A 14,958-nucleotide genomic window follows, 5' to 3' on the forward strand; every position below is an offset into this window, starting at 1 on the left:
GATGCGGGGGCGAACGCCTCCTGGAATGCAGTGAGGGGCTCCCTAATGGTGCCAGAGCTAGTTTGAACAATATGCCAAATCTAACCATGAAAAAAATCCTAACCATCCTGTTGGCCGGCGTGAGTACACTGGCCATTGCCCAGAAAAGGGCTTACCTGAGCAGAAGCATCGACGACGATGGTAAAAAGTTGTCCATCAAAATATCCGGGACACTGGACGGGAAAGACGTTGATATCGACAAGACGTTCGATGTGGAGGGGATGAGCCAGGAGGACCGCGAGGCGCTGCGCGACAAGGTATTGTCTTCGATAGCCGAGGGAAATCTGGAATTGCCTGCCCCCAAAGGCGTTTGCAAGGAATCGGTTGCCGTCGCGTCGCATTCGTCTAAACGCAAGCCCAAACCACCAGTACCGCCTGCTGCTCCTGAACCTTCGGCTGGCGAATGGACGGATGATGGTGCCTCCGATGAAAGTCCTGAAACAATGGCATTTTCTTCCAATGAAGTGAATGCCGAAATGGTGTCGTCGGGGAAAGGATTTATGAAAGAATCTGCTTCGAAGTATCCGAAAGACTTCTCCAAACACGTGCGTTACAATTCCGAAACCGGCGAGATGTTCATCAAGTACCGGTTCATGAAGGATGGTGACGAGTATATCTACGAAAAGACGGTGAATGCTGCCGAGAAATCGGAGAAAGAACGGCAGCGGATCATCGAAAATTTTGAAAGTGAAATGGGCCTGCCAGGGAACGGCATGGAAATGTAATAGCTTGAAATAATGCTGAAAAACTATCTGAAAATTGCCTGGCGGAACCTGCGTAAACACAAGTTTTACACGTTTCTGAACATATTCGGTTTGTCGCTTGGGCTGGCAAGTTGCCTGCTCATTACGCTTTATGTGGTGGACGAGCTAAGTTACGACCGCTCATTTGCGAACGCCGACCGTATTTACAGGATCAATGCAGATATCCGTTTCGGCGGTGCCGATATGGCGCTCGCAGTAGCGCCCGATCCTTTGGCATTTACACTAAAAAAAGATTACCCGCAAATCGAACAGGTGGTGCGCATGCGTGAAAACGGCAGCCAGCTCGTGCGACGTGCCGATGCGACTGATAATCTGAAAGAAGATCATGTATTCTACGTTGATTCGACCTTCTTTAAAGTTTTCCCGGTTCCCCTGTTGCAAGGTGATCCGAATACGGCATTGCGCAACCCGCAAACTGTCGTCATCTCGGAAACAGATGCCCGAAAATATTTCGGAGACGCCAACCCGATGGGCAAGGCGTTGACGGTGGACAACAGCGTTACGTATACGGTTACCGGCGTCATGCGTGATATACCCGCACAATCGCACATGCGCAATGTGAATATGTTACTCTCCATGAGCTCGACCGAGGAAAGCAGGCAAAATGCATGGGGTAGCCATAATTTCAATACTTACATTCTTTTCCGTGAAGGCGTTGACGCGAAGCAGTTTGAAGTGAATTTTGAAACTGTTTTGCAGAAATATACTTCCAAGTGGATCAAGAGCTTTCTGGGATCCACGCTGGATGAAGTCCGGAAATCGGGCAATTACCTGGTTTATACATTGATGCCGCTTACAGACATTCATTTGCATTCGGACCGCACGGCGGAGATCAATGCGAATGGCAATATCCAATACGTGTATATTTTCGGGGTAGTAGCGATTTTCCTGCTTTCCATTGCCTGTGTCAACTTCATGAATCTCGCTACGGCTCGTTCGGCCAATCGGGCGAAGGAAGTAGGGGTACGCAAAGCATTAGGTTCGGAGCGGTCGTCGCTGGTGAGCCAGTTCCTGACCGAGTCGATCATGCTGAGCTTTTTTTCGCTCGCACTCGCGATGCTGATTGCTTACCTCGCATTGCCGCTGTTCAATAACCTCGCCAGCAAGCAAATCCAGTTTCCGATTACGAATGTGTGGTTTTGGTCAATACTGCTGCTTACGGGAGGGATAGTTGGGGTGTTGGCCGGCAGTTATCCGGCATTTTTCCTGTCGGCATTTCAGCCATTGAAGGTCCTGAAAAACACGATCGAACTGGAAGGCAAGGGGAATGGTTACCTGCGCAATGCGTTGGTGGTATTTCAATTTGTGATTTCCGTAATGCTGATCGTCGGCACGGGCGTCATTTACCGCCAGCTCAACTACATTCAAACCAAGAAACTGGGTTTCAACAAAGATCAAATGCTGATTGTGAACGATGCCTACGCATTGAATAATCAGGTGAAAGCATTTAAAGAGCAGGTATTGCAGCTTCCGAATGTGGAAAGCGCCACGGTTACCAGCTTCCTCCCAACACCCTCTTCCCGTACCGATCATACTTTTTTCCCGGTTGGGCAAATGCAACAGGATAAAGGTATCAACATGCAGAAATGGGCTGTTGATTACGATTTTGTGAAAACAATGGGGCTTCAAATGGCGAGCGGACGCGCGTTCGACGAAGCTTTTCCATCAGACTCCACGGGCATTATCATCAACGAAGCTGCCGCGAAAGTGCTGGGCGAGGGAAATCCGATTGGCAGGAAGATATTTGGTTACGAAGATGCTGCATTAACGAAACGGGTTGACTATACGATCATCGGAGTAGTGAAAAACTTCCATTTCGAATCGCTACGGAGAAATATCGGTGCATTGAGTCTGATTCTTTATAAAAGCTCGGGATCGGTCGTGTTCCGTATGAAGGGCGGTGATGCTCCGTATACCGTTGCGCAGGTGGAAGCATTGTGGAAGAAAATGGCGCCTGGCCAGCCTTTCAACTACCGGTTTATGGATCAGGATTTCGACAACGTCTACCGGAGCGAGCAGCGGGTTGGGCAGATATTTGTCACCTTTGCTGTGATTTCGATTGTCATCGGCTGTCTTGGACTGTTTGGACTGTCTGCATTTACTGCCGAGCGGCGTACGAAGGAGATTGGCGTTCGAAAAGTATTGGGAGCGAGTGTGGTGAATATTGTTGCCCTGTTATCCAAAGAGTTTATTAAACTGATCGTCATCGCTATCGTTATCGGTAGCCCGATCGCCTGGTTTGGTATGAACCATTGGCTCAGCGATTTCGCCTACCACGTTGACCTGGCCTGGTGGATGTTCGCCGCCGCGGGTTTGCTCGCGATCGTGATCGCATTGCTTACGGTCAGTTTTCAAAGCATCAAAGCCGCGCTGATGAACCCGGTAAAGTCGTTGAAGTCGGAATGAGTTATTGGAATTCGAGGAAGGGGTTAATGATGGTTAATTGATTTTCGACGACCATGTAATGTTGAAAATCTTCTGAATAGAGAACGTTACATCCAGCCTGTAATGCCGAGGAAACGACAATGCTATCAAAAACTTGAAAATCATACTTAACTACCAGTTCACGCGCTCTTGCAATGAGTTGATGATCCATTCCGATCACGGTACAACCCTCGGTAATTGTGAGGCAATGATCAATCACTTGTGTTTTTGGAGCACGAAGCAGCCGGTTCAGCACATTGATATATTCGGAAATAACCTGACTCGACAACACAGGTAAATTCCGAACAACCATTTTTGAAATTTCACTCTTAAACGTTGGAGTGTCTTCGTGGAGATATACAAGAATATTGGTATCAACAGCAATTCTGTCAGTCGTAATTGTTTGCTTCATTCCTATCAAATTTCCAGTTAGTAAGGTCTACTTTCAGGTTGGATAGAGAGTCGTTGATTTTTTTCATTCTGGCGTCAATATCAGTCGGAGCCGTGGGGGCAACTTCGACAGCAGTCACCTCAATTTGCTTTCCTACCATTTCTTTTGGCAGTGTTAGCAGGTATGAGTCAGTCTTGGGGATAATTACTTTTCTGACCAGTTCCATAGCATTTGTATTTACAGACAATCAAATATATCCAATAACATATTGCACATCCTATTTATTCCATCACCAATGAACAAACGGTATGCTTAGAAACTATCTGAAAATCGCCTGGCGGAATTTGCTGAAAAACAAGATGTTCAGTTCGATTAACATCCTTGGACTGGCACTTGGGATGGCTTGCAGCTTGCTGATTATGCTGTGGGTACAAGACGAGATCAAAATGGACCGGTTTCACGAGAACGATGCCCGGCTATACTCGGTGATGGAAAACCAGCATTATTCCGGGGAGATCAACACCTTCGCAGCTACGCCCGGGATTTTGGCGGAGAATATCGTAAAGGATATTCCGGAGATCGAAAAGGCCAGTCAGGTGCTATGGGAACAATCACCGGTTTTGAAGGTCGGCAATGTGTATGACAATGAAAAGGGCCGCTATGTGCAGGGGGACTTCCTGACGATGTTTTCGTTTAAGCTCAAACAAGGCGATGCCCGTACGGCACTGAAGCGTCCCGATGGCATTGTAATTTCCCAAAAATTGGCCGACAAGTATTTCAAAGGCCAGGATCCGATCGGAAAGGCCATGCGCGTCGATAATAAGGATGATGTGGTGGTTACCGGCGTATTGGAAGAGATCCCACGGTATTCGTCCATGAAATTCGATTTCATGATGAGCTACGACAGGTGGCTCAAAGGTGCACCATGGGCAAAAGAATGGGGCAACAACGGCCCACGCTGTGCGGTGCTGCTGGCCAAAAATGCGGACATCGACAAGGTCAACGCGAAGATCAAGGATTATATCAAAACTAAAAACAAGGACAGTAACGTCGACCTGTTCCTGATCAATTACGGGAAATCGTACCTGTATTCGAACTGGGAAGCGGGCAAGCAGAACGGCGGGCGAATCGACTACGTGCGAATGTTTACGGTCGTGGCAATATTTATCCTGATCATCGCCTGCATCAACTTCATGAACCTCGCCACCGCCCGCTCGGTGAAACGTGCGAAAGAAGTTGGTCTTCGGAAAGTAGTGGGCGCTTATAAAACAAGCCTGATCGGGCAGTTTATGGGGGAGTCGATCCTCATTACGCTGCTTGCGCTGGTGGTTGCGATAGCGATTGTGCTGGCGTTGTTGCCAGGCTTCAACGTGCTGACTGAAAAGCAACTCTCCCTAGACTTCCTGGATCCGGCCTTCCTGTTGCTGCTTTTAGCATTGACATTAATCACCGGCCTGGTGGCCGGCAGTTATCCGGCATTGTTCATGTCGTCGCTGAACCCGGTTACGATTTTGAAAGGGGCTTTGAAATTCAAGCCCAATGCTACTTATTTCCGGCAAGGGCTGGTGGTATTTCAGTTTGGATTGTCGATCCTGCTGATCCTCTCGATGATCGTTATTTACCGGCAAATCGATTTTATTCAGCATAAGAACCTCGGTTTCAGTCAGGAAAACCTGCTTTACATTCCCGATATCGAAAATACCATGAGTACCAATTTCGACGCATTCAAGCAAGCACTCGAAGCAGAACCGGGTATCAAGTCGGTGGCGCGGTCGCAGGCGAGTCCGCTGGCGTATGGCAGCTCTACAATGGGGGTTCAATGGCCCGGTAAGGATACTACCAAGCAATTGCTTTTCAATGTAAACCCGGTAGGTTTCAATTTTATTGAAACTATGGGAATCAAGCTTCTGGACGGGCGCGATTTCAGCCCTTCATTCGGGACAGATACTTCCAATTATCTGGTAAATGAGGCCGCAGCGAAGAAGATCGGTTATAAAGATCCGGTGGGCAAGGAATTGACGATGTGGGGTAAAAAGGGCAAGATCATCGGATTGATGAAGGACTTTCATATCGGCTCGCTACACGTGGCGATCGAACCTTTGATCATCAGCCTTCAACCCAAAAAGGAAGCCTGGGGCGTAGGCATGGTACGTGCGGAGGCGGGTAAGACAAAGCAGGCGATAGAAAGCCTGGAAAGAGTTTTCCGGCGGTATAACTCGGGTACGCCTTTCAAATACCATTTTGCAGATGAGGAATTTGGCAATCTTTATAAAGCCGAAATGGTCGTCGGTAAGCTTTCCAACTACTTTGCATTCCTGGCCATTTTTATATCGTGCCTGGGATTGTTCGGTCTGGCCGCATTTACCGCGGAGCAGCGAACGAAGGAAATCGGGGTACGGAAGGTACTGGGTGCCAGTGTTTCCACCCTGGTAGGAATGCTGTCGGCAGACTTCCTGAAACTGGTAGGCATCGCGGCGGTCATCGCATTCCCGGTTGCCTGGTATTTCCTGACGGGCTGGCTTGAAAAGTACGCCTTCCGTATCGAAATGGAATGGTGGTATTTTGCCGTCGCAGGTGTGGCCGCATTAGTGATCGCGCTGTTTACAGTCAGCTTTCAGGCGATCAAAGCAGCGCTGATGAACCCGGTGAAGTCGTTGAAATCTGAATAAAGCCATGTTAAAAAACTATTTCAAAATCGCCATCCGAAATCTCACGAGGAACAAGGTTTTCTCGGTGATCAACATTGCCGGCCTGTCGCTGGGGCTTACCTGCTGCATGCTCATCGTGCTGTACACGAAAGACGAAGTGAGTTTTGACCGGTTTCAGGTGAACAAGAACCGGTTGTACCGGGTGATGGTCACGAGCAAGGACGAGCATGAAACCCGCACATTCGGAAGCACTAATGCTATTCACGGGCCGACTTTCAAACAGGATATCCCTGATATTAAAGAGATAATCCGGGCGCAGACCAATTCTTTTGTGATTAAAAAGGGGAATGAGGTATTGAAAGAGGATGTGCTGTTTGCAGACGCCCCGTTTTTCTCGGTTTTTTCGATGCCGCTGCTTTCCGGCGATCCCAAAACGGTCCTTTCAGACATTCATTCTATCGTTTTGAGCGAAGACCTGGCTGAAAAGTATTTTGGTTCAACAAATGCGGTGGGGCACACAATGCACCTCAAAGTCGGAGATGAGTTTGAGCCCTTCATCGTGTCCGGCGTGGCGAAGCGTTGCCCGCAGAACTCGTCGATCCAGTTCGATGCCGTGCTGCCCTTTGCATACCAGGAAGCAAAAGGCTGGACCGACAGCGAATGGATGGGCTTTTATATGAATACATTCGTTTTGCTACATGAAAAGGCTGATTACCATGCGGTGGTGAGTAAAATGAATCAGGTCTCGAAAAGCAAAGTAACTGCCGAGGCTAGTCAGGGGAGGGAGATCAGAAATTATGTTACTTTCGACCTGATGCCCTTCCTGGATATGCATTTGCAGAGTAATAACGGCGACCTGCGCAACGGCCTCGACCATGGCAGCAGCCCTATTTATTCCTATATTTTGTCGGGTATCGCGATTTTTATCTTATTGATCGCCTGTATCAATTTTGTGAACCTCACGGTAGCGCGTTCGCTTAACCGGGCGAAAGAGATCGGCGTACGGAAAGTGGTGGGCGGTTTACGAAAACAGCTGGTGTACCAATTTCTGGGCGAATCGTTCTTGCTTTCCTTTCTTGCATTTGCGCTGGCTATTGCACTCACACAAATCGCGTTGCCGGTTTTTAATGAATTGGCTAACAAGCAGCTTGCGCTTTCGTATTTGCTGGATACCGGGCTCGTATCGGGTTATGTCGCATTGTTTCTCATGACCGGCCTCGTTGCCGGCATGTACCCTGCACTGGTACTCTCCGGTTTCAGCCCGGTGCAGACGCTTTACAACCGCACGAAGCTTACGCAGAAAAACTACCTGACGAAAGGGCTGGTCATCTTTCAGTTTGCATTGTCGGTATGCCTCGTTATTGGCACCATCGTGATTTATTCTCAATTCAAATATCTGACCAGCAAAGACCTGGGTTATAACGACGAAAACCTGATAAGTTTCAGTCTGGGGCGCGGGGGGCCGGGCAATGAGGTTATGGAGGTTGTTCAAAATGAATTGAAAGGTACATCAGGTATTGCCTCGGTGGCTGCATTTAATGGGAGTTATAACGGAACAGTTGCGAAAATAGACGGCCGTGAGATTGGATTCGGTTACATTGGTGTAAGCGACGAGTTCCTTAGTGCTTTGCAGATTCCCTTGCTGAAAGGCCGGAATTTCTCGAAGAGCTTTTCTACCGATCCGGAGGAAGCGATTGTGGTCAACGAGGCATTTGTGAAGCGCGCGGGGCTTAAAAAACCGATCGGTCAGGAGGTGAATTTCGAATGGAAAAATAAGAAAATGAAAATCATCGGCGTGATTCGCGACTATCATTATGCGTCGTTGAAAGATACCATCGCCCCCTTGGTGATGACCCAGGATCCAAACTATCGCGTCGGCACCATTATCGCGAAATTGGATAGCAAGGACACGCCGGCAACGATCAGGGCGATTGAGAAAATTTTCAGAAACCATATCAAAAATCTGCCTTTTGAGTACAAGTTCGAAGACGAGGCAAACCTGAAACGCTACGAATCCGAGGCTAAATGGAAGCAGATGATCACCCTCGCTGCGGTATTGTCGATTTTTGTTTCCTGCATTGGCTTGTTCGGGCTGGCGACGTTCAATGCCGAGACACGTGTGAAAGAAATCGGGATCCGCAAGGTACTTGGAGCGTCGGTAGCGAGCATTACGGCGCTGCTTTCAATGGATTTTGTGAAACTCGTCGTCATCTCCATCGTTATCGCACTTCCGATTTCCTATTACGGGGCGAATTTGTGGTTGCAGGATTTCCCTTACCGTATTCCCATGTCGTGGACCTATTTTGCCTGGGCGGCGGTGCTGGCAGTTGCGATCGCTGTTCTGACAGTAAGTTATCAGAGCATCCGCGCGGCCATGTTGAACCCTGTTAAGTCTTTAAGAACGGAGTAAGGAGGATGGGTTTTCCCTTTTCTCCCCTTCCTTCTTCCTCTCTTTCCTCCTTTCCCCCCCAAGCTTGAACAGCTACCTCTCATTGAAGTTTACCGATATTTTGCAGGCAAAAGGCGTTTTAACGGAGCTTGAAAGAGAAATGAAGAAAATACCGTCCAAACGCCCGTTCCAGTTTTTCTATATGCAGGAAGAACTCGCACCGGCAGTACAACGACCTCGACGGGATTTGGAAAATGGTCAACTTTGTGACGTTCCTGGCCATTGTCATCGCCCTGTCAACTATTTTTGGCCTCATATCACTCGCCGCGAGCAAACGTACCCAGGAAATCGGTATCCGCAAAGTGCTCGGTGCCAGTGTGGAGGGGATTGCCATGCTTCTTTCCCGTGATTTTATCATTTTGCTGGTCATTGCAATGCTGGTAGGATTGCCTCTGGCGTACATGTTTGTGATCAAATACCTGGCGAGTTTCGAATACCACGTCCGTCTGCCCTGGTATGTTTTTGTACTTGTTGCATTGGGCGCATTGGCACTCACAGTCCTGACGGTCGGATTTCAGGGTATTAAGGCTGCGTTGGCAGATCCTGTGAAGAGTCTAAGGAGTGAGTAAGTGGATAACTACTGGAAATTGATTACATTTAATATTATGTAAACGATATTTAGTCGTGATGTTATTGACTAAAATGTTCCGGAAATGAGCACAAGGACAATAGATTCAGAAATTGTAAGCTATCTGCCGTTGTTAGGAGAAGGCGAAAAAAGGTCGTTGCTCGGCATTATTGAGGCTTTTTTGAAGTTGAAGCAACCTGACCATGGCGAAAGAGTTTCCATTGAGCAATACAATGCAGAGCTGGATGAGGCCTTGGCCAGAATTAAGTCTGGAAGATATCTGACGCAGGAGGAAGCAGAAGCCGAGATTAACGGATGGTAGATAATTACTACCAAATTCGTTGGGATACAAAGGCGTTGATTCAGTTCAAGGAGATTTTTATTTATATCCGCAAAGATTCCTATCAGAATGCATTGAAAGTAAAAAAGAAGATTTCGGAATGCATTGCCAATCTTAAATCGGAACCAAGACGATATACTCCCGATAAGTTTAGGATCGATGGCGACGAAGCGTTTAGATCATTTGAGGTCTACAACATAAGGGTTACCTATGTGATCGACGACGTCAATCGTAAAGTGAATATTATCCGTGTAAGGAGCGTAAGGCAAGAACCACTTTCACATTAAATTCTTTGAGTCCAGTCCAATACTGAACAAAGGTGTCCGATAGTGGACACCTTTGTTGTTTAATATTGGGCGTAATGCCCTGATTATTAATAAATTATTGCGATTGTGATTGTGCTGGCACAATTCTTCATTTCAGATAAACCGGAATGCAATCCAATGACCTAGCCATGATCAAGAACTATCTGAAAATTGCCTGGAGGAATGTCTTGAAAAACAAGATGTTCTCCGTTATCAATGTTTTCGGCCTGTCGGTCGGGATGACTTGTTGCATGCTCCTGCTGCTGTATATTCTGAGCGAGGTTTCGTTCGATAAGCATCAGGAGCATGTTAATGATCTGTACCTGGTCCGCTCCGAAAATGTACAGCCGAACGGGGAGAAAATGGATAACCCCCGCGCGCCGGCACCTTATGCGCACGCGCTCAAAGCCGAATACCCGGAAGTGGTACAGGTGACGCGCCTTTGGCAGAATTTCCTGGAAGATAAGGCATTGCTGACGGTGGAGCAGCCGGGAAAAGGCCCGCTCTCATTTTATGAAACCAAAGGAACACACGTCGATTCGACGTTTTTTGATGTTTTTACCTACCAATTTCTGGAAGGAGATCAGCGCACGGCACTGGTTGATCCGCATTCCATCGTACTTTCCGATGCCCTTGCTCAAAAGCTCTTCGGTAATGAACCCGCATTGAACCGCACGGTAAAAGTGGGCGGCAAGACGGGCCACAACGAGAATTTCAAAGTAACCGGCGTGTTCCGTGACGAAAGCGGCCGTTCTCATATCGATGCGCATTATTTCGTGACGTTCCAAGTGGGCTGGATAGGGGATTACCTGCGGCAGCCTGACCTCAATTTCACCACCAACAACATGTTTTATCATTACCTGCGCCTCCGGCCAGGCACGGATAGAGCAGCATTCGAGGCGAAATTGCCTACATTCATCAATAAATATGCGCGGAAGGATCTTAAAATCGCGGGATATGATAAGAAGCTGGCGTTGCTTCCGGTACGGGATATACACCTTTTCAGCCAGATTGATCGGATTGTATCATCCACTACAAGTTCGACTTATCTGTACGTTCTGGCCAGTATTGCCGTATTTACATTACTGATCGCCTGTATTAATTTCATGAACCTGGCCACCGCGCGCTCCGCAAAACGGGCTGCCGAGGTAGGCATGCGTAAAGTGATGGGGGCGAACAAGGGCAGCCTGGTCGGCCAGTTCCTCGGTGAATCTATGGTACTGACCTTCCTAGGTCTGGTGATTGCCGTGGCCCTTGTGGTGTTGCTGCTACCATTCTTTAACCAGCTTGCAGATAAATCACTGGATTTGCATGAACTCCTGCAACCGAAAATTGTTGGTGGGTTTATATTGCTCGCATTGATTACCGGTTTGCTGGCGGGGAGTTATCCGGCATTCTATTTGTCGGTATTTAATCCGCTGGATGTGATTAAGGGCCGGTTTGTGAACTCGGTATCAGCGATCACGCTGCGCCGGGGGCTGGTGGTGTTCCAATTTGTGATTTCGATCGGGTTGGTAGTGGCAACGATCGTTATTCAAGGCCAGATCCGCTTTATGAAGGATCAGCCGCTCGGTTTTACCAAAGACCAGCAGATAGTGATCCCGTTCAGGAGCCAGGAGGCGAGGCAGGCTTATACGGCGTTAAAAAATGAGCTTTTGCAGGACAGCAGGATAACGGCCGCTTCCGGAACTGCCTATTATCCGGGCATTCTCAATCCCAGTGACATGTCAGTATTCTTGCCGGGGCAAACGGTGAATGATGATAATCTGATCAAAACGAATTGGGTAGCGCCGGATTTCATGGAGACAATGGGTTTCAAGCCGGTTGTGGGTCGTATGTTTTCGAAGGAATTTCCGGCAGATACGAATTATAAAATCGTAGTCAACGAGGCCACGCTCCGCAAATTCAATGTCCCGTTACATAAAGCGGTAGGGCAGAAGTTTCTGTTCAACAACGGAGGAGATACGCCCGGCTCGGTGGAGGTGGTTGGTGTCGTAAAAGATTTCCATTTTCAGGATTTGCACAAGGTCATTGAACCATATGCCTTTTTCCTGAACATGAATCCAAGCTACAATTACCTGATTGCCCATATCGCAGGTAAAGATGCGGCCGCTGCGCTTCCGTTTATAGAAAGCAAATGGAAATCTCTCGTACCCAACGAACCTTTTGCATACACATTCCTTGATGAGGATTTTCAGAAAAATTACGCAGCCGACGCGCGTACTTCCAGGCTGGTCAATGCCTTCACCATCATTTCCATCCTGATTTCCTGCCTGGGGTTGTTCGGTCTGGCCGCATTTGCCGCTCAGCAGCGTATCAAGGAAATAGGCGTGCGAAAAGTACTGGGTGCTTCTGTGCCGAATATTGTTGGATTGCTGTCCGGAGATTTTGTGAAACTCGTCCTTATTTCCATTGTGATAGCCACCCCGCTTACGTGGTACCTCATGAATCGCTGGCTGAATGATTTTGCCTATAAGATCAGCCTGCAATGGTGGATGTTTGCTGGCGCGGGTGCGCTGGCGGTAATCATCGCATTGCTTACTGTGAGTAGTCAGGCCATCAAAGCAGCCTTAACGAATCCGGTGAAATCGTTGAAGACCTAAAAACACCTTCTTATGTTCAAAAACTATATCAAAATCGCATTGCGTAACCTTTGGAAGAGCAAGGGTTATGCTTTTATCAATGTCGCAGGTCTTTCGGTAGCTTTTTGCGTAAGCGTTTTTTTGTTCCTGACGGCCTATTTCGCATTATCATACGATGATTTCCACGCCGATAAAGACCGGATCTTCGAGCCTTATTTCTTTTCCAATGATCCCGAACGTGTGGATCGTACCGCTTCGATGCCGTTCCCTATCACGCCTGCGTTGAAGGCTGAATACCCCGACATCGAGGCTATTGCGAGGGTCGTCAACGGGTCGGATGTGGTAGAATATAAGGGGAAGTTTCTCGACAAAAATATCAAATTCACCGAGCCGGATTTTTTCAGGATTTTCTCATTCCCTTTTAAACAGGGCAGTGCGCAGGCCGCTTTGCAGGACCTGAGCAGCATTGTGATTACCGAACATATGGCCAAGGCTGTTTTCGGTGCCGAAAACCCGATGGGCAAGCGCATTCAGGTGGGATTGGAGGGGGGCAGGAAGGAGTACGTCGTGAGCGGGGTCCTTGCGGACTTTCCGGAAAATTCTTCCCTGCAGTTCGACGCATTTGTGCGCAGTGAGAATATGAGCGGCTATCAGCAGCAGAAGGACCAATGGGATGCGTTTTCTCACAATATTTTCCTGAAACTGAAACCAGGGGTAGATAAGCTGGCATTTGAAAAAAAGCTGAAACCATTTACGGCTAAGTATTTCGCGGAAACGATTACAAAGCTCAAAAAGAAAGGAGCCAAGCCCGACGAGCGGGGTGACCTCTACGCGCTTCGTCTTCAGAAACTGGAAGATGTTCACTTTAACCGGGAAATTTCCGGGGGCAAGGAGGGATCGCTGATTTACGCGTTGATGGGCATCGGCATCTTTATTCTGCTGATTGCCTGCATCAACTTCATTAACCTGAATGTCGCGCGCTCGTTTATCCGCGCACGTGAGGTAGGCGTGCGCAAGTCGCTGGGCGCATTGAAACAACAGCTTTTCTTCCAAATCTGGGGGGAAGCCGGCGTTGTTTGCTTCCTGGGCTTTCTGATAGGTGTAGTACTCGCCATATCGCTTTTGCCGCTATTTAATGCCACGTTCAGATCCAAACTGACGCTCGGATACATCTTCGAACCCGACAAAATCGCCATGTTGGTCGGACTGTTCTTGTTTGTTACCCTCATAGCCGGTGGGTATCCCGCGCTCCAAATGTCGAAATTCAATGTGGTAGAGGTTTTGAAGGGAAAGGTGTCGCTCAAAAAGCCGGGCATATTGCGCAATTCACTGATCGTCGCGCAGTTCGCGCTTTCCAGCCTGCTGATTTGCTGTACCATCATCGCAGTGCAGCAGGTCGATCACCTGCGGAAGCAGCCCCTGGGCTTTCAGAAAGAGGAGGTAATCAGCATTCCGGTTGGGAATAAGGTCAATGGGCAGACAGCGCTGCGCAGAATGCGTAATCGCTTGGCCAACGACCCTAATATCGTGAGTATTACTGGCTCCGGTGTGAACCTGGGAACTGGACTCGACCGAAGTACCTCCCGCAGCGTGCTTGGCTTCACTTTCAAGGAGCGGGAGGTGACTACCGACTGGCTGCATATCAGCTACGATTACCTCAAAACGCTTAATATTAAACTGATCAACGGACGTGAGTTTAATCCGGCCTACCCGACCGACTCGATGGGCAGGGTTATCATTACCGAAAGTATGGCCAAAGCCATTGGCGAAAAAGACCCTGTCGGCAAGTTCTTTCAGACCGATACCGCCGGTATCAAGCATCAGATCATCGGCGTAGTCCCTGATTTCAACCTGTATTCTTCCAAGTCGGAGAAAAAGCCGATTACGATGTATCTGTCTCACACGGATGGCATCGGGTATATTTTTGTGCGTGTGACACCTCAGGGGCTGGCAACGTCGATGGAAAAACTGAAAAACGTTTGGAAGGAGATTACGCCGGAGTCGGAGTTTATCGGCTCGTTTCTGGATGAAAACACCAACAATTGGTACAAGGAAGAAGAACGGCTTTCACAGATTTTCAGTCTGGCTTCTGCTGTTGCGGTAATATTGTCGTGTCTTGGGCTGTTCGCCGTCGCGCTGATCGTCATGGAGCAGCGTACGAAGGAAATAGGCGTCCGTAAGGTGCTGGGTGCCAGCATCACGAGCCTGGTGTTCGTTTTATCCAAGGACTTTGTAAAACTGGTACTCATTGCCATCCTGATCGCCACGCCGGCAGCCTGGTATTTTATGCAGCTCTGGCTGGATAACTATCCTTACCGCATCGAAATCAGCCCGCTCGTATTCGTAGCCGTCGGTTTCGCCGCCGTGCTAGTTGCAGTGGTCACCGTCAGTTTCCAAAGCATCAAAGCCGCGTTGATGAACCCGGTGAAGTCGCTACGGAGCGAATAA

General features: G+C 48.4%; 11 protein-coding genes. 9 read left to right on the forward strand and 2 right to left on the reverse strand.

What is annotated here, in order from left to right; translation table 11 throughout:
• The first annotated feature begins 86 nt into the window (after positions 1-86).
• Both AC2YIT_RS12245 and AC2YIT_RS12250 read left to right on the forward strand, forming a co-directional pair.
• Positions 87-764 carry a hypothetical protein gene (locus AC2YIT_RS12245; protein WP_487279346.1) on the forward strand — a complete coding sequence of 226 codons (678 nt, stop codon included), beginning with the start codon at positions 87-89 and terminating at the stop codon, positions 762-764.
• A gap of 12 nt (positions 765-776) precedes the next feature.
• Positions 777-3,209, forward strand: coding sequence for an ABC transporter permease (locus tag AC2YIT_RS12250; protein ID WP_487279347.1), 2,433 nt, complete (start codon positions 777-779; stop codon positions 3,207-3,209).
• Between the two features lies 1 nt (position 3,210).
• Here the strand turns inward: AC2YIT_RS12250 and AC2YIT_RS12255 are convergent, their stop codons facing one another.
• Positions 3,211-3,639 carry a PIN domain-containing protein gene (locus tag AC2YIT_RS12255; RefSeq protein WP_487279348.1) on the reverse strand — a complete coding sequence of 143 codons (429 nt, stop codon included), beginning with the start codon at positions 3,637-3,639 and terminating at the stop codon, positions 3,211-3,213.
• The gene (locus AC2YIT_RS12260) at positions 3,617-3,844 is read right to left on the reverse strand and encodes a hypothetical protein (RefSeq protein ID WP_487279349.1); all 228 of its coding nucleotides are present in this window, start codon (positions 3,842-3,844) and stop codon (positions 3,617-3,619) included. The genes AC2YIT_RS12255 and AC2YIT_RS12260 overlap by 23 nt, the downstream gene beginning before the upstream one ends.
• Positions 3,845-3,926: 82 nt before the next feature.
• Between AC2YIT_RS12260 and AC2YIT_RS12265 the strand changes: the two genes are divergently transcribed.
• The 7 genes from AC2YIT_RS12265 (at position 3,927) to AC2YIT_RS12295 (ending at position 14,958) form a co-directional block, all read left to right on the forward strand.
• Entirely contained in the window at positions 3,927-6,287 is a 2,361-nt protein-coding gene (locus AC2YIT_RS12265) for an ABC transporter permease (RefSeq protein WP_430845002.1), read from the forward strand.
• Positions 6,288-6,291: 4 nt separating this feature from the next.
• Entirely contained in the window at positions 6,292-8,676 is a 2,385-nt protein-coding gene (locus tag AC2YIT_RS12270) for an ABC transporter permease (protein WP_430845003.1), read from the forward strand.
• A gap of 233 nt (positions 8,677-8,909) precedes the next feature.
• Positions 8,910-9,284, forward strand: a complete 375-nt coding sequence (locus AC2YIT_RS12275; protein ID WP_430845005.1) for an ABC transporter permease — start codon at positions 8,910-8,912, stop codon at positions 9,282-9,284.
• Positions 9,285-9,368: 84 nt separating this feature from the next.
• On the forward strand, positions 9,369-9,605 hold the full coding sequence (locus AC2YIT_RS12280) for a hypothetical protein (protein ID WP_430845006.1): 237 nt from the start codon (positions 9,369-9,371) through the stop codon (positions 9,603-9,605).
• Positions 9,599-9,910, forward strand: a complete 312-nt coding sequence (locus tag AC2YIT_RS12285) for a type II toxin-antitoxin system RelE/ParE family toxin (protein WP_430845008.1) — start codon at positions 9,599-9,601, stop codon at positions 9,908-9,910. Before AC2YIT_RS12280 ends, AC2YIT_RS12285 begins: the two co-directional genes overlap by 7 nt.
• Before the next feature lie 167 nt (positions 9,911-10,077).
• Positions 10,078-12,531, forward strand: coding sequence for an ABC transporter permease (locus AC2YIT_RS12290; RefSeq protein ID WP_487279350.1), 2,454 nt, complete (start codon positions 10,078-10,080; stop codon positions 12,529-12,531).
• A 12-nt stretch (positions 12,532-12,543) separates the two neighbouring features.
• Positions 12,544-14,958 carry an ABC transporter permease gene (locus tag AC2YIT_RS12295; RefSeq protein WP_487279351.1) on the forward strand — a complete coding sequence of 805 codons (2,415 nt, stop codon included), beginning with the start codon at positions 12,544-12,546 and terminating at the stop codon, positions 14,956-14,958.

Source organism: Dyadobacter sp. SRI_021 (genome assembly GCF_057586235.1).

Bases quoted from the DNA above. Each gene is read 5' to 3' on its own strand.
- AC2YIT_RS12245 (WP_487279346.1), top strand. From the start codon at position 87: ATGAAAAAAATCCTAACCATCCTGTTGGCCGGCGTGAGTACACTGGCC.
- AC2YIT_RS12250 (WP_487279347.1), top strand. From the start codon at position 777: ATGCTGAAAAACTATCTGAAAATTGCCTGGCGGAACCTGCGTAAACAC.
- AC2YIT_RS12255 (WP_487279348.1), bottom strand. From the start codon at position 3,639: ATGAAGCAAACAATTACGACTGACAGAATTGCTGTTGATACCAATATT.
- AC2YIT_RS12260 (WP_487279349.1), bottom strand. From the start codon at position 3,844: ATGGAACTGGTCAGAAAAGTAATTATCCCCAAGACTGACTCATACCTG.
- AC2YIT_RS12265 (WP_430845002.1), top strand. From the start codon at position 3,927: ATGCTTAGAAACTATCTGAAAATCGCCTGGCGGAATTTGCTGAAAAAC.
- AC2YIT_RS12270 (WP_430845003.1), top strand. From the start codon at position 6,292: ATGTTAAAAAACTATTTCAAAATCGCCATCCGAAATCTCACGAGGAAC.
- AC2YIT_RS12275 (WP_430845005.1), top strand. From the start codon at position 8,910: ATGGTCAACTTTGTGACGTTCCTGGCCATTGTCATCGCCCTGTCAACT.
- AC2YIT_RS12280 (WP_430845006.1), top strand. From the start codon at position 9,369: ATGAGCACAAGGACAATAGATTCAGAAATTGTAAGCTATCTGCCGTTG.
- AC2YIT_RS12285 (WP_430845008.1), top strand. From the start codon at position 9,599: ATGGTAGATAATTACTACCAAATTCGTTGGGATACAAAGGCGTTGATT.
- AC2YIT_RS12290 (WP_487279350.1), top strand. From the start codon at position 10,078: ATGATCAAGAACTATCTGAAAATTGCCTGGAGGAATGTCTTGAAAAAC.
- AC2YIT_RS12295 (WP_487279351.1), top strand. From the start codon at position 12,544: ATGTTCAAAAACTATATCAAAATCGCATTGCGTAACCTTTGGAAGAGC.